This is a genomic window from Pseudomonas sp. B21-010 (assembly GCF_024749325.1).
Taxonomy (GTDB): Bacteria; Pseudomonadota; Gammaproteobacteria; order Pseudomonadales; family Pseudomonadaceae; genus Aquipseudomonas; species Aquipseudomonas kilonensis.
Genome location: NZ_CP087198.1, coordinates 1253760 through 1271553, shown reverse-complemented (window position 1 = coordinate 1271553; position 17794 = coordinate 1253760). Strand labels below are relative to the sequence as shown.

The 17794-nt window shown below is 62.5% G+C and carries 17 protein-coding genes; 5 read left to right on the top strand and 12 right to left on the bottom strand.

Annotated elements, in window-relative coordinates:
- Positions 1–35 precede the first annotated feature (35 nt).
- Together LOY50_RS05450 and LOY50_RS05445 are read right to left on the bottom strand one after the other, a co-directional pair.
- Complete coding sequence (locus LOY50_RS05450) at positions 36–3101, bottom strand: efflux RND transporter permease subunit (RefSeq protein WP_253471842.1); 3066 nt, start codon at positions 3099–3101, stop codon at positions 36–38.
- 6 nt (positions 3102–3107) lie between these two features.
- Complete coding sequence (locus tag LOY50_RS05445; protein WP_214511370.1) at positions 3108–4208, bottom strand: efflux RND transporter periplasmic adaptor subunit; 1101 nt, start codon at positions 4206–4208, stop codon at positions 3108–3110.
- A gap of 94 nt (positions 4209–4302) precedes the next feature.
- On the opposite strand from LOY50_RS05445, the gene LOY50_RS05440 reads away from it, so the two are divergent.
- The gene (locus LOY50_RS05440) at positions 4303–4938 is read left to right on the top strand and encodes a TetR/AcrR family transcriptional regulator (RefSeq protein WP_214511369.1); all 636 of its coding nucleotides are present in this window, start codon (positions 4303–4305) and stop codon (positions 4936–4938) included.
- A gap of 241 nt (positions 4939–5179) precedes the next feature.
- Here the strand turns inward: LOY50_RS05440 and LOY50_RS05435 are convergent, their stop codons facing one another.
- Entirely contained in the window at positions 5180–5962 is a 783-nt protein-coding gene (locus LOY50_RS05435; RefSeq protein ID WP_258690426.1) for a class I SAM-dependent methyltransferase, read from the bottom strand.
- Positions 5963–6070: 108 nt separating this feature from the next.
- On the opposite strand from LOY50_RS05435, the gene LOY50_RS05430 reads away from it, so the two are divergent.
- Positions 6071–6691: an energy transducer TonB gene (locus LOY50_RS05430; RefSeq protein WP_253471838.1), complete on the top strand. Its 621-nt coding sequence runs from the start codon at positions 6071–6073 to the stop codon at positions 6689–6691.
- Position 6692: 1 nt separating this feature from the next.
- On the opposite strand, the gene LOY50_RS05425 is transcribed toward LOY50_RS05430, so the two are convergent.
- The 7 genes from LOY50_RS05425 to ppc form a co-directional block, all read right to left on the bottom strand.
- Positions 6693–7391: an extensin family protein gene (locus LOY50_RS05425; protein WP_258690425.1), complete on the bottom strand. Its 699-nt coding sequence runs from the start codon at positions 7389–7391 to the stop codon at positions 6693–6695.
- A 16-nt stretch (positions 7392–7407) separates the two neighbouring features.
- The gene (locus LOY50_RS05420; RefSeq protein WP_258690424.1) at positions 7408–8229 is read right to left on the bottom strand and encodes an oxaloacetate decarboxylase; all 822 of its coding nucleotides are present in this window, start codon (positions 8227–8229) and stop codon (positions 7408–7410) included.
- A gap of 31 nt (positions 8230–8260) precedes the next feature.
- Positions 8261–9121 (bottom strand): DUF72 domain-containing protein, encoded by an 861-nt coding sequence (locus tag LOY50_RS05415; protein WP_258690423.1) that lies wholly within the window; start codon positions 9119–9121, stop codon positions 8261–8263.
- Entirely contained in the window at positions 9121–9432 is a 312-nt protein-coding gene (locus LOY50_RS05410) for a hypothetical protein (protein WP_214511363.1), read from the bottom strand. Before LOY50_RS05410 ends, LOY50_RS05415 begins: the two co-directional genes overlap by 1 nt.
- 404 nt (positions 9433–9836) lie before the next feature.
- Positions 9837–10514, bottom strand: a complete 678-nt coding sequence (gene tsaB / locus LOY50_RS05405; protein ID WP_258690422.1) for a tRNA (adenosine(37)-N6)-threonylcarbamoyltransferase complex dimerization subunit type 1 TsaB — start codon at positions 10512–10514, stop codon at positions 9837–9839.
- Between the two features lie 93 nt (positions 10515–10607).
- On the bottom strand, positions 10608–11255 hold the full coding sequence (adk, locus tag LOY50_RS05400; protein WP_214511361.1) for an adenylate kinase: 648 nt from the start codon (positions 11253–11255) through the stop codon (positions 10608–10610).
- A 290-nt stretch (positions 11256–11545) separates the two neighbouring features.
- The gene (gene ppc / locus LOY50_RS05395; RefSeq protein WP_214511360.1) at positions 11546–14176 is read right to left on the bottom strand and encodes a phosphoenolpyruvate carboxylase; all 2631 of its coding nucleotides are present in this window, start codon (positions 14174–14176) and stop codon (positions 11546–11548) included.
- Positions 14177–14356: 180 nt separating this feature from the next.
- On the opposite strand from ppc, the gene LOY50_RS05390 reads away from it, so the two are divergent.
- The 3 genes from LOY50_RS05390 to LOY50_RS05380 all read left to right on the top strand — a co-directional run bounded on the left by LOY50_RS05390 (position 14357) and on the right by LOY50_RS05380 (position 16351).
- Positions 14357–14701 carry a hypothetical protein gene (locus LOY50_RS05390; protein ID WP_025212083.1) on the top strand — a complete coding sequence of 115 codons (345 nt, stop codon included), beginning with the start codon at positions 14357–14359 and terminating at the stop codon, positions 14699–14701.
- 396 nt (positions 14702–15097) lie between these two features.
- Positions 15098–15511 (top strand): DUF4398 domain-containing protein, encoded by a 414-nt coding sequence (locus LOY50_RS05385; protein ID WP_003198164.1) that lies wholly within the window; start codon positions 15098–15100, stop codon positions 15509–15511.
- A gap of 51 nt (positions 15512–15562) precedes the next feature.
- Entirely contained in the window at positions 15563–16351 is a 789-nt protein-coding gene (locus tag LOY50_RS05380) for an OmpA family protein (RefSeq protein ID WP_027913149.1), read from the top strand.
- Between the two features lie 174 nt (positions 16352–16525).
- On the opposite strand, the gene LOY50_RS05375 is transcribed toward LOY50_RS05380, so the two are convergent.
- Together LOY50_RS05375 and LOY50_RS05370 are read right to left on the bottom strand one after the other, a co-directional pair.
- On the bottom strand, positions 16526–16855 hold the full coding sequence (locus LOY50_RS05375) for a hypothetical protein (RefSeq protein ID WP_258690421.1): 330 nt from the start codon (positions 16853–16855) through the stop codon (positions 16526–16528).
- Positions 16852–17757, bottom strand: a complete 906-nt coding sequence (locus LOY50_RS05370) for an alpha/beta hydrolase (RefSeq protein ID WP_003198158.1) — start codon at positions 17755–17757, stop codon at positions 16852–16854. Before LOY50_RS05370 ends, LOY50_RS05375 begins: the two co-directional genes overlap by 4 nt.
- Positions 17758–17794 lie beyond the last annotated feature (37 nt).

The following is a 17794-nucleotide window of genomic DNA, read 5'->3' as shown; positions in this document are numbered from 1 at the left end:
CTCCCACATTGGATCTGTTCTGGCCTCTGTACGCCTCAGGTTTTCTTGACCCTGAACCACGCCGCATACAACGCCGGCAGGAACAACAGCGTCAATGCCGTCGCCACGATCAAGCCGCCCATGATCGCCACGGCCATCGGGCCGAAGAACAGGCTGCGCGACAGCGGGATCATCGCCAGCACCGCCGCCAGTGCGGTGAGCACAATCGGGCGGAAGCGGCGCACCGTCGCTTCAATGATCGCCTGCCAGGGCGTCAGCCCCGCCTTGATGTCCTGTTCGATCTGGTCCACCAGGATCACCGAGTTGCGCATGATCATCCCCGACAGCGCGATCGTGCCGAGCATGGCGACAAAACCAAACGGCTGGCGGAACATCAACAGGAACAGCGTGACACCGATCAACCCCAGCGGCGCGGTAAGAAACACCATGGCCGTGCGTGAGAAACTGCGCAGTTGCAGCATCAGCAACGTCAACACCACCACGATAAACAACGGCACCCCGGCGTTCACCGATTTCTGGCCGCGGGCCGAATCTTCTACCGTACCGCCCACCTCCAGCAGGTAACCGTCCGGCAGCTGCGCACGAATCGGCTCCAGGGTCGGGAAGATCTGCTGTACCAGGGTTGCCGGTTGTTCCTTGCCGTAGATATCGGCCCGTACCGTCACGCTCGGCAAGCGGTTGCGGTGCCAGATCACGCCTTCTTCGAAACCGTATTCCAGGGTCGCGATCTGCGACAGGGCAACGCTCTTGCCGTTGTCGGTCGGCACCGCCAGGCTTGGCAGCAACGACAGTTCGGTGCGCTCATGCACCGTGCCACGCAGCAGGATCTCGATCAATTCGTTGTCTTCCCGATACTGGCTGACGCTGGAGCCAGTGAGGGAGCTGCGCAGGAAACTCGCCAGGTTGGCAGTGCTCACGCCCAGGGCTCGGGCACGGTCCTGATCGACGTTCAGGTACACCACCTTGCTCGGCTCTTCCCAGTCCAGGTGCACATTGGTCACGTAAGGGTTTTCGCGAACTTTCGCCGCCACTTTGCGCGCCAGGGCGCGAACCTTTTCGATGTGCTCGCCCGTGACGCGGAACTGCACCGGGTAGCCGACCGGCGGGCCGTTTTCCAGGCGCGTGACCCGCGAGCGCAGGGTCGGGAACTGTTCGTTCAGGGTCGCGATCAGCCAACTGCGCAAAGGCTCGCGGTCTTCGATGGTCTTGGCCAGCACCACGAACTGGGCGAAGCTGGACGCCGGCAGTTGTTGATCCAGCGGCAGGTAGAAGCGCGGTGAACCGATGCCGACGTAGGCCACGTAATTGTCGATGCCCGCATGGTCCTTGAGCAGCGCTTCAAGGCGCTTGACCTGCTCGGCGGTGTTGTTCAGGGAGGCGCCTTCCTGCAGCTTCAGGTCAACCATCAGCTCCAGCCGCCCCGATGCCGGGAAGAACTGCTGCGGCACGAAACGGAACAACACCACCGAGCCGACGAACAACAGCACGGTCAGGATGATGACGGTTTTGCGGCGACGCACGCACCACTCCACCATCCGCCGGACACGCTGATAGAACGGCGTGCCGTAAGGGTCGGTCTGGCCGTCAGCCGTGCCATGTTTGGCCGCGTGAATTTTCGCCAGGTCCGGCAGGAGCTTTTCCCCCAGGTACGGCACAAACACCACCGCAGCCACCCAGGACGCCACCAATGCCAGGGTCACGACCTGGAAAATCGAACGGGTGTATTCACCGGTGCCCGATTGCGCAGTGGCGATTGGCAGGAAGCCGGCCGCGGTGATCAACGTACCGGTGAGCATCGGGAACGCCGTGCTGGTCCACGCAAAGCTGGCGGCCTTGATCCGGTCGAAACCCTGCTCCATCTTGATCGCCATCATCTCCACGGCGATGATCGCATCGTCCACCAGCAACCCCAGCGCCAATACCAGCGCGCCGAGGGAAATCTTGTGCAGGCCGATGCCCAGGTAATACATCGCGGCAAACGTCATCGCCAGCACCAGCGGGATCGCCAGGGCCACCACCATCCCGGTGCGCAGCCCAAGGGAGAAGAAGCTCACCAGCAACACAATCGTCAGCGCTTCCACCAACACCTGGACGAACTCACCGACCCCGGTCTTCACCGCCGCCGGCTGGTCCGACACCTTGCGCAATTGCATGCCGGCCGGGAGCGTGTCCTGGATCCGGGCAAAATCGACCTCGAGGGCCTTGCCCAGCACCAGGATGTCACCACCTTCCTTCATGGCCACGGCCAGGCCGATGGCATCTTCCCCCATGAAACGCATGCGTGGCGCCGGTGGGTCGTTGAACCCCCGGCGCACATCCGCCAGATCGCTGATGCGGAACGTACGATCGGCGACCCGGATCGGGAAGTTGCGGATCTCTTCCACGGACTGAAAATTCCCGGAAACCCGTAGCTGCAATCGCTCGCTGCCGGTTTCGAAGAAGCCGGCGGTCGATACGGCGTTCTGCTCTTCAAGGGCCTGCTGGACCGCCGCCAAGGGCAGGCCGAGGGTCGCCAGCTTCACGTTCGACAGCTCGATCCAGATCTTCTCGTCCTGCAAACCGAGCAGTTCGACCTTGCCCACGTCCTTGACCCGTTGCAACTGGATCTGGACGCGGTCGGCGTAGTCCTTGAGCACGGCGTAGTCGAAGCCGTCACCGGTCAGTGCATAGATGTTGCCGAAGGTGGTGCCGAATTCATCGTTGAAAAATGGCCCTTGGATACCCGGCGGCAAGGTGTGGCGGATGTCACTGATCTTCTTGCGGATCTGGTACCACAGCTCGGGGATCTGCACCGAATGCAGGGAGTCGCGGGCCACGAAGGTCACCTGGGACTCGCCCGGACGGGAGAACGAGACGATCCTTTCGAAATCGCCGGTTTCCATCAGTTTCTTTTCGATGCGCTCAGTGACCTGTCGCGAGACTTCCTCGGCCGTGGCGCCCGGCCAGCTGGTGCGGATGACCATGGCCTTGAAGGTGAACGGTGGGTCTTCGCTCTGGCCGAGCTTGGTGTAGGAAAGCGCGCCAACGATGGCCAGCAACAGCATCAGGAACAGTACGATCTGGCGGTTGCGCAGCGCCCATTCGGAAAGATTGAAACCCATCGGGGATTACTCCTTGGCCGTCAGATTGACCACGCGGTTGGAGCGATCCACCGGCCGCACCTGCTGGCCGTCGAGGAGCACATGCACGCCGGCCGCCACCACCCAATCATCGGGGCTGAGGCCTTCCAGCACCGGAACGGTCTTTTCGCCGAAGGCGCCGACCCGCACCGGGACTTTCTTCAGGGTGTTATTGGCGTTAACGACCCAGACGTACGTCGCGCCGTTTTCAGCCGTCAGGGCCGACAACGGTACCGACAGCGGCACCTTGTCGGCGGTCTGGACAAACACCCGCGCGCTCTGGCCCAGCTCGGCCGGAACACTGCCGGCGGTGAAGGCCACGCGGGCGGCGAAGGTGCGAGACTTGGGGTCGGCGGCCGGCGACAGCTCGCGAATGTGTCCGCTGAAACGCTGATCGGGCTGGCTCCACAGTTCGACCGAAACCGGCTGGCCGATCTTGAACCGGCCAAAACCCTGCTCCGGCAGGCTGATCAGCACTTCACGCTCGCCGTCGGTGGCCAGGGTAAAGACGGTTTGCCCGGCCGACACCACCTGCCCGACTTCCACCGAACGCCGGGCAACCACGCCATCCTGGGGCGCACGCAATATCGAATAACTGGCCTGGTTGTTGGCGACATCGAACTCGGCCTTGATCTGCTTGAGCCGCGCGGTGCCAGAGCGGTAAAGGTTTTCGGCGTTGTCGTACTGGGAGCGGCTGACCATCTGCCGTTCCATCAAGGTTTTGTAGCGGTCACGCTCGGCCCGCACCAGGTTCAGGTTGGCCTCGGCGGCGGCGACCTGGGCACGGGAGGCTTCCAGTTGCAGGCGCACATCTTCGGGATCGAGTTCAGCCAGCGGCTGATTGGCCTTGACCCGCTGGCCCTCTTCGACCAGTCGTCGACTCACCTTGCCGCCAATCCGAAAGGCCAGGTCGGGCTCGAAACGTGCTCGCACTTCACCGGGGTAACTGTCCATCGCCTGGGCTGAAGGCTGTGGTTTCACCACCATGGCGGGGCGCACGGCGACCGGGACCGGTTCGTCATGACCGCACGCAGACAATAAAAAAGCCAGGGTGATTGGCACGGCGAGGGGCAGGGCATAGCGGAACATGGCGAGTGACCTTTCGCTAATGGTGCTTGGAATAATTATACTGGCGAGTATGTTATTAATAGCAAACTCACCAGTCCAGTATTAAAGCGAAGAAATGTCGAACAATCCTCCAATCCCTTCCGGCCCCGGCCGTCCCAAGGACCTGGCCAAGCGCCAGGCCGTTCTCGACGCGGCGAAGCGCTTGTTCCTGAGCATGGGTTACGCCAGTACCAGCATGGACGCCGTCGCTACCGAGGCCGGGGTCTCGAAGCTGACGGTCTACAGTCACTTCAACGACAAGGAGACGCTGTTTTCCGCTGCCGTGATCGCCAAGTGCGAAGAACAGGTGCCGCCGCTGTTTTTCGAATGGCCGGACGGCGTTCCGATCGAACACGTGCTGCTGAACATCGCCCGTGGCTTTCACCAGCTCGTCAGCAGCGAGGAATCGTTGAACCTGCATCGGCTGATCATGGCCCTGGGTAGCCAGGATCCGAAGCTGTCGACGATTTTCTACGAAGCAGGCCCACAGCGGATGCTCTCAGGCATGGAGCGGCTGCTGAGCAAGATCAACCAGAGCGGTGCCCTGAGCATCGATAAACCGCGCAATGCTGCCGAGCATTTCTTCTGCCTGATCAAGGGCGCGGCGAATTTCCGGTTGTTGTCTGGCTGCGGCCCGGCCCCGGAACCGGAAGCCGCCGAGGCTCATGTGCAGGAAGTGGTGGGGTTGTTCATGCGGGCCTATCGGCCTTAGCTCGACCGGTAGCCTTTCGCTGGCTGGCAGGGCCTCATCGCGAGCAAGCTCGCTCCCACAGGGTTTGATGAACACCACAAATCCAATGTGGGAGCGAGCTTGCTCGCGAAGGCGATACCACAGACAAACCGCTATCGCGAGCAAGCTCGCTCCCACAGTTTGATCGAGGGTGTTCACAGATTCTGTGTTCACCACCGCCCTTTGTGGGAGCGAGCTTGCTCGCGATGCAGGCGACACGGTCTCAGGGCTTGAGCGCTTTCTTGGGGTAGATGTCGTAGCGACTGGATTTGCCATCGAGCCCATGGCTTGGCTTCGGCCCTTCGATACAGGGGGCCTTGCGTGGGCGCTTGACCACCACCCGGTGAGTCGCCAGGGCCAGGGCCGCGGCGAGCAGTGCCGGGGCGTCCGGGTCATCGCCCACCAAGGGGCGGAACAGGCGCATTTCCTTCTTCACCAGGGCGGTTTTCTCCCGATGGGGAAACATCGGGTCCAGGTAGATCACCTGGGGCGGCTCGCCTTCCCAGTTGCGCATCACCTCGATGGAGTTGCCCTTGAGCAAACGCATGCGCGCCACGATCGGCGCCACGTCGAAGTCCTCCGCCGCGCGGGCCAGGCCATCCTCCAGCAGGGCTCCGATCAGCGGTTGACGCTCGATCAGGCTCATTTCGCAGCCCAGGCTGGCCAGCACAAACGCATCCTTGCCCAACCCGGCCGTGGCATCCAGCACCCGCGGACGCACACCTTGGGCAATGCCGACCGCCTTGGCGATCATCTGGCCGCTGCCGCCACCGTACAAACGACGATGGGCCGCTCCGCCCTCAACGAAGTCCACCCGCACCGGTCCTGGCGCGTCCGGGCCCAGTTGCTGCAACTGCAACCCCTGCTCGCAAATCTGCAAGGCAAACTCGCCATCGTCCACTTGCAAAGGCAGGCCAAGCCGCTCGGCCCAGTGCTCGGCCTGCGGTTGGAAGGCCGGGGCCAGGGCCTCGACATGGATGCGGCAGACTGCGGGTTGCTCACTCATGGAAGTTGTTCATTCTTGGAAACATGCTCAAAAAATTAAGGATCGGCAAAAACGGCCGATAACAACGGTGAACGGCATTTTGCCAGAGCTGAGCGTCGACCGAGAAAAATGTCAGACATTCAATCCACATCGATAGGCGTTATCTCCCCTTACGGCGATTACAGCCTGCGTAACACCCAAGCGCTGAGCGGCGTCAGTCACCTGTGGCAGGATTTTTTTGCCCGGGCCCTGGCCGATCAACTGGGTGATAACGCACCGGCACCTGGCAGCTACCAGCCAGTGGCCCTCGATGAGGCCGTTGAACCGACCCTCGGCGCCGAGTTGCTGGAACACATCGTCAGCCAGCGCACCTGCGAAGTGACCGAAACACCGGTCAAGCCGCCTGAGCCACTGTTCCTGCCCATCGCCGAATTCGAACTCGATCTGCTGGACAAGCCCTTCCCGCCTTTCCCAGCGGAAGAAATCGCCGCCCAGCAAAAACAGCAGACCTTCGAAAGCAACTGGGTTCGCCCACTCGTCCTCACCGCCGGCCAACCGCTGCCGGAGCCCGGCCCGGCACCGCAACCGCGCCCACTGCACCTGCCAATCGCCGAGTTCGAACTCGACCTGCTGGACAAGCCGTTCCCATCCTTCCCGGAAGAGGAATTGGTGGCGCAGCAGAAACAACTGGACTTCGACACCCGCTGGGCACGTCCGATCGTGCTGCAGAACCTGCGTATCGCCGCTTAAATCAACGACAGATCCACCATGGCCCCACGTCCAGATGAAAATGGTTGCGGTGCGCCGCGTTGTAATCCGGGCTCAAGACCACACTGAACATATCGCAGGCGCCGTCGCGGGCCTGACGCAAAAACCGCGCATCGGCATCGTCCTTGGGCCAGTCCTTGAGCACGCTGACCGTGCGCCCATCGGCCAGGCGAAACCCGGCGATGTCCAGCGCACTGGCGGTGGCATGCTGGCTGCGCGCCCCGCTCTCACGACCGTACATGTTGCGACAGGCGAAACTGCCGAGGTGATCGACTCGCGCCACTTTCTGCCCGTAGACCGCCATTGCCGCCGGCTGCAACCCATGGCGCTCGAACAGCGCGAAGGCCACGGCCAGCGGGCAACTGGCGAGAAAACTGCTGCTCAGCGCCACTTCACCGCCCTGCACCCTCAGCACGTTGGTCAGCGGGCAATCTGTATTGGCCCCGCTGTCAGCCTGGCGAGCGGTGCGCAACCCCGAGGTCGCGAGGGCCTGGTCGCACAACTGCGGGTCGTTGCGCAGGGCCATGAGCTTGAAACGGGTCAGCAAGTTCGGCGCGAAGTTGACGTCCAGGGGCGCCCAGGGATTCCATTGGGGCGGCACAGCCACCCAGCCGCGCCATACCCCCAGCACTGCGACGCCAACGAGCAGCGCCACTACAGCAAGAACTTTCAAAAACCGCACGACGTTGCCTCGGGCATCAACCCTTGAAAAATTGGTTGGCCTGCTTGAACGGCATCGAGCGGCGCGTGAAGGTGAACGTGCCCTGTTGCTGGATTTCTTCGGCGGCGCGGAAGAACTCGCCATACGCGGCCAGGGCCAACGCCGATCCGACGCTGATGCGCTTGACGCCCAACTCGCTCAACTGCGCGACGGTCAGGTCCAGCGCCCCGGACATCAGCACGTTCACCGGTTTCGGCGCCACGGCCCGCACCACTGCAAGCACTTGCTCGGCGCTGCTCAGCCCCGGGGCGTACAACACGTCGGCCCCCGCGTCTGCGAAGGCCTTCAAGCGGCGAATGGTGTCGTCCAGGTCCGGATTGCCGTGCAGGAAGTTCTCCGCCCGGGCCGTCAGCAGGAAGGGATACGGCAAGCTGCGCACGGCGTCCGCGGCGGCCTTGACCCTCGCTACGGCATGGTCGAAGCAATAGATCGGGCTGTCTTCGCGCCCCGTGGCATCTTCGATCGAACCACCCACCGCACCAGCCTCTGCCGCACGGAGCAGGTTACGCGCGCAATCGTCGGGGGCATCGGCAAAACCGTTCTCCAGGTCCACGGCCACGGGCAGGTCGGTGGCCGCCACAATCGCCCGCACATTGGCCAGCGTGTTCTCCAGGCCCAACGCGCCATCGGGCCGGCCCAAGGAAAAAGCGTGGCCGGCACTGGTGGTCGCCAGGGCTTCAAAGCCGAGGCTGGCCAACATCTTGGCCGAACCGGCATCCCACGGGTTGGGAATGACAAAAGCCCCTTCACGTTCGTGCAAGGCCTTGAACGCCTGGGCTCGGCGAGTTTGCGCATCCATGTCGTTCGCTCCTGAAAAGAGAGTGTTAGCCTCAGAGCAAACCCAGTTGCTCGGCGGCGGGCTCTCTATATAGCTCAGGCAGGGCCGGCAAGCCAGGCAAACGACTCATCAGGCGAGTGTGGAAGCGCTGCGCGAGTTTCGCTGCCAACAGGTTGTCGGCGGTGTGCAGGAAGATATAGGGCGTGCGCCCTTCTTCGATCCATCCGGCGATTTTCTCTACCCACGGCGTCAGGAACGGTTCATTGGCTTCCAGCACCGGATGCCCGATGAAGCGCACTTGCGGACATTGGGTGAACGCCGCAGGCCGGGGCGGCACGCGGGGCTTTTTCGATTGCGCGTGAAGCACCGCAGGATCAAGCGTGGTGCAACTGAACAAGGCCCGGGGATCGAGACAGATGCGTTCGACACCACGATCGAGCAACAGGCGATTGAGGCGCCGTTCGGCATCGCCCTTGGCGAAGAACTCATCGTGACGGACCTCCACGGCCAACGGACGCTGCAAGGCGTCGATGAACCCTGCCAGTTCCGGCAACCGATTCGGGGTGAAGGCCTTGGACAGTTGCAGCCAGTACGGCGAGACGCGCTCACCCAAGGGGCTGAGCAGCTGCAGGAAGGTTTCGGTGGCCACCAGGCGCTCACGCAAGTCGCCGTTGTGGCTGATGTCACCGGGAAACTTGGCGGTGAAGCGAAAGTGCTCGGGCATGATTTCGGCCCAGCGCTGGACCGTGGCCGCAGATGGGCTGGCGTAGAAGGTCGTATTGCCTTCCACGGCATTGAACACTTGGGAATAGAGATTCAGGAAATCGGTGCTTTTCGCGCCCTGGGGATAGAGATAATCACGCCAGGCGTTTTCGCTCCAGGACGGACAGCCCAGGTAGTAAGGCAAGACCATCAGATGTAGAGATCGAGACCCAACACTTCCATATCCCAATCGACGAAACCGGCGGTGCTCAGGTAGCTCGCCAGGGCCGTGGCGACACTGCGGCTCATCGCACGGTGGTAAAGCATGTCTTGCTGGCGGGCGGGAAGATTGCTCAGGCGTTGCGCGGAGGCTTTGGCGGCGCGGGCAGCCAGTTGCTCTTCAGACGGAAACTCCAGTTCGCCATCGATATCTTCATCGAAGGACTCTTGCTCAGCGACTTTGCCTGCACGAGGCTTGCGCTTGATGGGATAGGACTGGGATGAAAAGCCGTCTATACGCATAACAGAATGCTCGGTATCAATGATGGCAATTTAGCGGCACTTTCGCAGCCGCGCAAATGCGCAAGTGATAACTAGAACACATAAAGCCCAAAAGGTTTAAAAACGGGCTGAAAAAAGTGACGACTGGCAATATTGGGTGTGACTTTTGGGGGCGAAACTGACTTTTGTGAGAACACCGCTTTGGCGGCGAGCAATGCCTTTGTGGCGAGAGAGCTTGCTCCCGCTGAGCTGCGCCGTAGGAGCTGTCGAGTGCAACGAGGCTGCGATCTTGTCCCGAACAATTGAATCGAAAGCGAAAGATCAAAATCAAAAGATCGCAGGCTACGCCAGCTCCTACAGGGCCCAGCGGGAGCAAGCTCCCTCGCCACAACTATGCCCACTTGGGAGTGTGGTCAAGCCTGGGTTTACCGCTCGGATTTTGGCGTGGCGACTTTGTCCCGCAGGTAAACGGGTTGCGCATCGTCGGCCACAATGGCTTCACCACGGGCCCAGGCGAAGCGGGCCAGGGCCAGCAGATCTTCGGCGTGAGGCAGCAAGGTGGCGTCCTGGCCACTGAGGTTGACGGCGATGCGCTCGCCGTAGCCCCAGCCGGTACCGGCACCGAACCAGTCGCCATCGGCGCCGCTCGGCAACGCCGCCGCTTCGGGCGGCAATACCGCTTCAGCACCGACCAGGCGCATTTCGCCGTCGGTTTCGCGATAGCAGCCCCAGTACACCTCGTCCATGCGCGCATCGATGGCCGCTGCGACTTGGCGGGCGCCTTGTTCGCGCAAGGCGCGCTGGGCCAGCACTGCCAGGTTCGACACCGGCAACACCGGCCGCTCCAGGGCAAACGCCAGCCCTTGCACCACACCGATGGCGATGCGCACGCCGGTAAAAGCCCCCGGCCCGCGACCGAAGGCAATCGCGTCCACTGCCTGCAAGGTCGTCCCGGCATCGCTCAGCAGTTTCTGGATCATCGGCAACAGTTTCTGCGCGTGCAGGCGCGGGATCACCTCGTAATGGCTCGTGACCTTGCCGTCGTGCAGCAAGGCAACGGAGCAAGCTTCAGTCGCGGTGTCCAGGGCCAGCAAGGTACTCATCGATGTGTCCGTAAATCAGGTGGAAAAAAGTGCGCCAGTATAAACAACTACGGCCCGCAAGCGGGCCGTAGTTGATGCAACTGATCAGACTTTTCAGCTCAGCGCTTCGAGCACCTTGCCGGTGATCGCATCGACCGAGCCAACGCCCGGGATGTGGCTGTACTTCGGCTTGCCCTGGGCAGCCGACAGGTTCTGGTAGAACGCCACCAGCGGCTTGGTCTGGGAATGGTAGACCGACAGGCGATGACGCACGGTTTCTTCGGTGTCGTCCTTGCGCTGCACCAGCTCTTCACCGGTGACGTCGTCCTTGCCCGCGACTTTCGGCGGGTTGTAGACGGTGTGGTAGACACGGCCGGACGGCTCGTGGACACGACGACCGGCAATGCGCTGGACGATCTCTTCGTCGTCGACCGCGATTTCGACCACATGATCGAGCTCAACACCGGCAGTCACCAGGGCTTCGGCCTGGGGAATGGTGCGCGGGAAGCCATCGAACAGGAAGCCGTTGGCGCAATCGGCTTGAGCGATACGATCCTTGACCAGGGCGATGATCAGGTCATCCGACACCAGGCCGCCGGCATCCATGATGCCCTTGGCTTGAACGCCCAGTGGAGTGCCCGCCTTGACCGCGGCACGCAGCATGTCGCCAGTGGAAATTTGCGGGATACCGAATTTTTCGGTGATGAACTTTGCCTGAGTACCTTTACCGGCCCCGGGAGCTCCCAGCAGAATGACGCGCATCGATGTGCTCCTCAATTTTTTATGTAAAACGCTCGGATTCGCCTCGTGGGGCCAATCTTCGAAAAACAGGATCGTGACCGCCCAAACGGCCAAAGGCTGATCAAGATACACAGCAGGCCCGACCCACACAAGCCGCCGAAAGTCGGAGGAACCCGCGCCCGATACGACCTTCGGAGGGGGTGGCGAGAGTCGCAACCGGGCAACGAACTGTCACCTGGCCAACCCGTTCCCTCCCCCGGCGGACAACGCCCGGGAACACCGGGCGAGCCGTTTCGGTGCGCTGCCTGATCTTAGCCGGTATTGCGCAAACCGGCGGCAATCCCTGCCACAGACACCAGCAACGCCTGTTCCACGGGGCTGCCCTGGGCTACATCCTGTTGCCGCGAGCGCGCCAACAGTTCGGCCTGCAACAGGTGCAGCGGGTCGAGGTACGTGTTGCGCAGGCGAATGAATTCCAGCGTGGCAGGGCTATGTGCCAGTAGCTGCGACTGACCGGTCAACCCAAGGACCACCGAGCAGGCCTGCGACAATAGGTCGCGTAACTGCGCACCCAAAGGCAGCAGCCCAGGTTCCACCAAACGCTCGTCATAGGAGCGGGCAATATCGGCGTCGGCCTTGGCCAGCACCATCTCCAGCATATCGATGCGGGTCCGGAAGAACGGCCATTGCTCGCGCATCTGCCCCAGCAACTCACCTTCGCCGCGCTCCAGGGCCTTGCTCAGCGCGGTTTCCCAGCCGAGCCAGGCCGGCAGCATCAGGCGGGTCTGGGTCCAGCCGAAGATCCACGGGATCGCCCGCAGGCTTTCGATGCCACCGGCCCGACGCTTGGCCGGACGGCTGCCCAGGGGCAGGCGCCCCAGTTCCTGCTCGGGGGTGGACTGGCGGAAGTACTCGACAAATTGCGGGTTTTCCCGCACCACGGCGCGATAGGCACGGACGCCATCGGCCGCCAGTTCGTCCATCAGGTCCCGCCACTGCGGCGTGGGCGGCGGCGGTGGCAGCAGCGTCGCTTCAAGCACCGCAGCGAGATAAAGGTTGAGGTTCTGTTCGGCGATGTCCGGCAGGCCGAATTTGAAACGAATCATTTCGCCTTGCTCAGTGGTGCGGAAACGCCCGGCCACCGAACCCGGTGGCTGGGACAGGATCGCCGCGTGCGCCGGACCGCCGCCACGGCCCACCGTGCCGCCGCGACCATGGAACAACAGCAGTTCGACTTGCTGCTCGCGGCAGATGTCCACCAGCCGCTCCTGGGCCCGATACTGCGCCCAGGCCGCCGCGGTGGTCCCGGCGTCCTTGGCCGAATCGGAATAGCCGATCATCACTTCCTGAGGGCCTTGCAGCCGCGAGCGATAACCGGGCAGCAGCAACAGCCGCTCGATCACCGGCCCGGCGTTGTCCAGGTCGGCCAGGGTCTCGAACAGCGGCACCACGCGCATTGGCCGCAACACGCCGGCGTCCTTCAATAACAGCTGCACCGCGAGGACATCGGAAGCCGCACCGGCCATGGAAATCACGTAGGAACCCAGGGACGCCGCCGGCGCCGCAGCCACTTCCCGGCACGTCGCCAAAACTTCCGCCGTGTCGGCCGATGGTTTGAAATGGGCCGGCAGCAGCGGACGCCGGTTGCTCAGTTCCGCCAGCAAGAAGCTGATGCGCTGCTCCTCGTTCCAATCCTCATAGCGCCCCAGGCCCAGGTAGTCGGTTATTTCCGTCATGGCGGCGGTATGGCGCGTCGAGTCCTGGCGCACGTCGAGGCGCACCAGGAACAGGCCGAAGGTCACCGCCCGGCGCAGGCAATCGAGCAGCGGCCCGTCGGCAATCACACCCATGCCGCATTCGTGCAACGAGTGGTAGCACAGCTCCAGGGGGTCCAGCAGCTCGCGGTTGTGCTGCAACACATCGGCGCTAGGCGGCGTGGCGGCGCTCAGGGAGGCGTGGGCCCAGTTGCGGGTGGCGCGCAGGCGTTCACGCAGTTGCTTGAGCACGGCGCGATAAGGTTCGGCGCTGTCGCCGGCCTGGGCGCGCAAGGCCTCGCTGGCGTGTTGCATGGACAGCTCGGCCGCCAGTTGATCGACATCACGCAGGTACAGGTCCGCCGCCATCCACCGCGCCAGCAACAGCACCTCGCGGGTCACGGCGGCGGTGACATTCGGGTTGCCGTCACGGTCACCGCCCATCCACGAAGCAAAACGGATCGGCGCGGCCTCCAGTGGCAGGCGCAAGCCGGTCGCGGCATGCAGGGCCTGGTCGGCCTTGCGCAGGTAATTGGGAATGGCCTGCCACAACGAGTGCTCGATCACCGCGAACCCCCACTTGGCCTCGTCCACCGGGGTCGGCCGGGTGCGGCGGATTTCTTCGGTGTGCCAGGCTTCGGCGATCAAGCGTTGCAGGCGTTCGTGAATCTGCGCGCGCTCGGCGCTGGTCAGGTCGCGGTGATCCTGGGCCGCCAGTTGCGCGGCGATGGCGTCGTATTTCTGGATCAGCGTACGGCGAGCCACTTCCGTGGGGTGGGCCGTGAGGACCAGTTCGATCTCCAACCGCCCCAATTGCCGGGCCAGGGCCTCGGCGCCATGGCCCTCGGCCCGCAACCGGGCGAGCAGCTCGGGCAACACCCGCGCCTCGAAGGGTTCCGGCTGCGATTCTTCGCGGCGGTGGATAAGTTGGTATTGCTCGGCGATGTTGGCCAGGTTGAGAAACTGGTTGAACGCCCGCGCCACCGGCAGCAGTTCGTCCTCGCTCAATTGGTTGAGGCTGGCGCTGAGTTCGGCGTCCACGGAACCGCGTCGGTCAGCCTTGGCGCCCTTGCGGATCTGCTCGATCTTGTCGAGAAACGCATCCCCGTATTGTTCGCGGATGGTATTGCCCAGCAGTTCGCCGAGCAGGTGGACGTCCTCGCGCAAGCGGGCATCGATATCGGTCATCAGCATTTCTCCAGCAAAAAAGTCCGGACAGCTCTTGGATCAGAGAGTGCCGATGCCCGTCGCTTATGACAAGCGACGAAGGGACTTTAAACCTTGCAGGACAAAGCTAGTCTCATGATTAAGCCACACAACGGCTTGTCACTCACCGCGCCTGCCACGAGCAGGCTTATTGAGGTCATCATGAAAATTCGTGAGCTTGCCCAGCATTGGGAAGAAAACGCCAAGGGCCGTCTGACCCAGACTGGCTACACGATTCATCTGGACGTGGAAGCCGCCGCCCGGCTGGCAGCAATCTGCGACATGTACCCCAAGCGCCATCCCGAGGAACTGCTCGGCGAGCTGATCGGGGCGGCACTGGAAGAGCTGGAAGCAAGCTTCCCCTACATCAAGGGTTCGCAAGTCGTCGCCACCGATGAAGAAGGCGACCCGCTGTACGAGGACGTGGGCCCGACCCCGCGATTCCTCGCGTTGTCCCGCCGGCATCTGCACGAACTTTCCTCGCAGAACGACAAATCCAAACACTGATTCCTGCATTGACTCCTGTAGGAGCTGACGAGCGAAGCGAGGCTGCGATCTTTCCCCTGACGCTTGAGTCCCAAGCGAAAGATCAAAAGATCGTCCGAACGCGGCCCGAGCCTTCGGCAGCTCCTACATCCGCGCCCGCCAAAAAAACGCAGGTTTCCCTAAGCCGGGAATACCGCTGCGCGCCTTGAAAGTTCAGCTTTTCTGCCGCTGACCGATCAGTCAGTAATTCTTTTGGCGAATGGCCATCTTCGCTGAACTTTTGAAAAACGCCTCGGGTCACACCGAGTAACCATACTGGAACGGTTGTTTAAATAAACGCGCCTTGGCGCCAGCGCCAAACCAGACGTCACGGCTTCGGTCCCAGCATGGATTTGTCGTTTTTTCAGGAGTTTTCCAATGGAGTTGAAGCCTATGAATACCTGCACTGCCAAACCCTCATCCACTGGCCTGCGCGGCTTGAAGTTGGCTGCCCTGGCGATCGGTAGCAGCTTCATTCTCGCCGGTTGCGCCGGTAATCCACCTTCGGAGCAGTACGCGGTGACCCAATCGGCGGTCAACAGCGCCGTCAGCGCCGGCGGTACCGAATTCGCTGCTGTGGAAATGAAATCGGCCCAGGACAAACTCAAGCAGGCGGAAATCGCCATGCATGACAAGAAATACGACGAAGCCAAGCGTCTGGCCGAACAAGCCGAGTGGGACGCCCGCGTCGCCGAGCGCAAGGCTCAGGCCGCCAAGGCCGAACAAGCACTCAAGGATTCTCAGAAAGGGGTTCAGGAACTGCGTCAGGAAGGCATGAACAAGGTTCAGTAAGCCGTTCACGCCACGACGTACTTCTCATTGATAAAAGGACGACAGACTATGATGCACAAACACTTGATGATGCCCGCCCTGCTCGCTGCCTGCGTAGCCCTGGCCGCTTGCTCCCACGACCCGAACGCGAACCTGGAACAGGCACGGACCAACTACAACGGCCTGCAGGCTGATCCAGCGGCGACCAAAGTGGCTGCATTGGAAACCAAGGACGCCGCCGACTTCCTGGCCAAGGCTGACAAGGCCTATATGGACAAGGAAGACGAAGCCAAGGTCGACCAGTTGGCCTACCTGACCAACCAGCGCGTCGAAGTGGCCAAGCAGACCATCGCCCTGCGCAACGCCGAAGCCGAGCTGAAAAACGCCGGAGACGAACGTGCGCGTGCCTTGCTCGATGCGCGCAACGCGCAGATCAAGCAACTGCAGGACAGCCTCAACGCCAAGCAGACCGAACGCGGTACGCTGGTGACCTTCGGCGACGTGCTGTTCGCCACCAACAAGTCCGACCTGCGCGCCAGCGGCATGACGAATGTGAGCAAACTCGCGCAGTTCCTCCAGGAAAACCCGGACCGCAAGGTGATCATCGAAGGCTACACCGACAGCACCGGTTCGGACTCCTACAACCAGTCCCTGTCCGAGCGCCGCGCCAGTTCAGTGCAACTCGCGCTGGTGAAGATGGGCGTCGATCCGGCTCGCATCGTGACCCAGGGCTACGGCAAGGAATTCCCGGTGGCTGACAACACCAGCGTCTCGGGCCGTGCCATGAACCGTCGCGTGGAAGTGACCATCTCCAACGACAACCAACCCGTCGCCCCGCGTTCGACCATGAGCGCCAACTGATCGGCTGAGTGCAACAAAAAAGCCCCGCCTGACTTCAATCAGGCGGGGCTTTTTCATGGCCAAATATCCATTCCCTGTGGGAGCGAGCTTGCTCGCGATGGCGGAGTGTCAGGCACTATTTAGGCTGCTGAACCACCGCTATCGCGAGCAAGCTCGCTCCCACAGGGGGCTCGCTTATGGCTGCAATTTTTGCGGCGTATCCTGGCCCATGCAGCGCACCGCGCGTTTCTTCTCGTTGATCAGCACGCCGGTCAGGCCTTTCTGCTCGGTGTCGAACAATACCAGCACACCATCGATGCACTGGGCGACCTGGGGGGCCGGTTCCAGGGAAACCTTGTAGTCCTCGCCCGGCACGGTCTTGAGCATGGTGAACTGGTTGAGCAGCAACGCGTCCTCGGGCTTGGCGAAGTGCAGGTAGCCGTAGTACCACAGCGTCGCAACGGTGCCGAGGATGCTGCAGATACCGGTAATGATCAGGGGGATGGCGTTACGTTCTTCGCTCATTGCGGGCTCTCAGGTGATTCAACGGGTGATTTCGGGTAATTCGGGACCTCGCCCAGGCGGCGCAGGCCGTCGAAGTGCTGGGGGTCGTCGAGGTAGCGCAGCATCACGGTGCGCCAGGTCGGGTCGGCGAATGTCTGCACATGGCCGCCGCGTGTCAACTGCAGGACCCGCGGCGGCGGCGCAGCTTGATACAGGCGGATGCCATTGGAAAGGGGCACGATGGGGTCGTCCAGGCTGTGGTAGATCAATTTCGGCACGCCATTCAATTGCGCCACGGAACTGATCGCGCTGTCACCGTCCGGCACCAGCCAGGACAACGGCACCTGGAACGGCCAGGTCAGCCACGAGGTACTCAGGGCAAACCGGCCGACGTCGCGATAACTGGCGGGCACGCCATCGAGCACCAGGGCCTTGAGCTGCCGTTGGCGCTGCGGATGCTCGACCAGGTAATGCACCGCCAGCGCGCCGCCCAGGCTCTGGCCGAGCAGCACCAGCGGCTTGCCCTGCACCTCGGGCGCTTGGTCCAGCCATTGGAACGCGGCGTCAATGTCCTGGTAAATCGCCGGCAGGCTCGGCTCGCCTTCGGACAGGCCATAACCCCGGTAGTCGACCATCAACACCTGGTAGCCCTGCTCCGGCAACCACCAGCTCCCGCCCAAGTGCCAAGCCAGGTTGCCGCCGTTGCCGTGCAAATGCAGGACCGTGCCCTTGACCTCCACACCCGGTTTGACGGGCAGCCACCAGCCGTGGAGCTTGAGACCGTCGGCGGTGGTCAGGGTGACGTCGCGGTACTCGAGCCTGGCCCGCTCCGGGGTGAACGGCAGGCCGTGCTCGGGGTAAAACAGCAGGGAGCTGCAACCGCTCAGGGCCAGCAACAGGCAAATGATGCCGAGGGTTCGCATCCGGTGAAGCCTCGCAAGTCAGAAGTAAACGCAGTCC

What these genes read in the sequence shown, in the direction of transcription:
- tsaB (WP_258690422.1), bottom strand. Translation starts at nt 10,514, where the DNA reads ATGAGTACCTTGCTGGCCCTGGACACCGCGACTGAAGCTTGCTCCGTT.
- LOY50_RS05380 (WP_027913149.1), top strand. Translation starts at nt 15,563, where the DNA reads ATGCACAAACACTTGATGATGCCCGCCCTGCTCGCTGCCTGCGTAGCC.
- adk (WP_214511361.1), bottom strand. Translation starts at nt 11,255, where the DNA reads ATGCGCGTCATTCTGCTGGGAGCTCCCGGGGCCGGTAAAGGTACTCAG.
- LOY50_RS05430 (WP_253471838.1), top strand. Translation starts at nt 6,071, where the DNA reads ATGTCAGACATTCAATCCACATCGATAGGCGTTATCTCCCCTTACGGC.
- LOY50_RS05375 (WP_258690421.1), bottom strand. Translation starts at nt 16,855, where the DNA reads ATGAGCGAAGAACGTAACGCCATCCCCCTGATCATTACCGGTATCTGC.
- LOY50_RS05445 (WP_214511370.1), bottom strand. Translation starts at nt 4,208, where the DNA reads ATGTTCCGCTATGCCCTGCCCCTCGCCGTGCCAATCACCCTGGCTTTT.
- LOY50_RS05385 (WP_003198164.1), top strand. Translation starts at nt 15,098, where the DNA reads ATGGAGTTGAAGCCTATGAATACCTGCACTGCCAAACCCTCATCCACT.
- LOY50_RS05415 (WP_258690423.1), bottom strand. Translation starts at nt 9,121, where the DNA reads ATGGTCTTGCCTTACTACCTGGGCTGTCCGTCCTGGAGCGAAAACGCC.
- LOY50_RS05370 (WP_003198158.1), bottom strand. Translation starts at nt 17,757, where the DNA reads ATGCGAACCCTCGGCATCATTTGCCTGTTGCTGGCCCTGAGCGGTTGC.
- LOY50_RS05450 (WP_253471842.1), bottom strand. Translation starts at nt 3,101, where the DNA reads ATGGGTTTCAATCTTTCCGAATGGGCGCTGCGCAACCGCCAGATCGTA.
- LOY50_RS05390 (WP_025212083.1), top strand. Translation starts at nt 14,357, where the DNA reads ATGAAAATTCGTGAGCTTGCCCAGCATTGGGAAGAAAACGCCAAGGGC.
- LOY50_RS05435 (WP_258690426.1), bottom strand. Translation starts at nt 5,962, where the DNA reads ATGAGTGAGCAACCCGCAGTCTGCCGCATCCATGTCGAGGCCCTGGCC.
- LOY50_RS05410 (WP_214511363.1), bottom strand. Translation starts at nt 9,432, where the DNA reads ATGCGTATAGACGGCTTTTCATCCCAGTCCTATCCCATCAAGCGCAAG.
- LOY50_RS05420 (WP_258690424.1), bottom strand. Translation starts at nt 8,229, where the DNA reads ATGGATGCGCAAACTCGCCGAGCCCAGGCGTTCAAGGCCTTGCACGAA.
- ppc (WP_214511360.1), bottom strand. Translation starts at nt 14,176, where the DNA reads ATGACCGATATCGATGCCCGCTTGCGCGAGGACGTCCACCTGCTCGGC.
- LOY50_RS05440 (WP_214511369.1), top strand. Translation starts at nt 4,303, where the DNA reads ATGTCGAACAATCCTCCAATCCCTTCCGGCCCCGGCCGTCCCAAGGAC.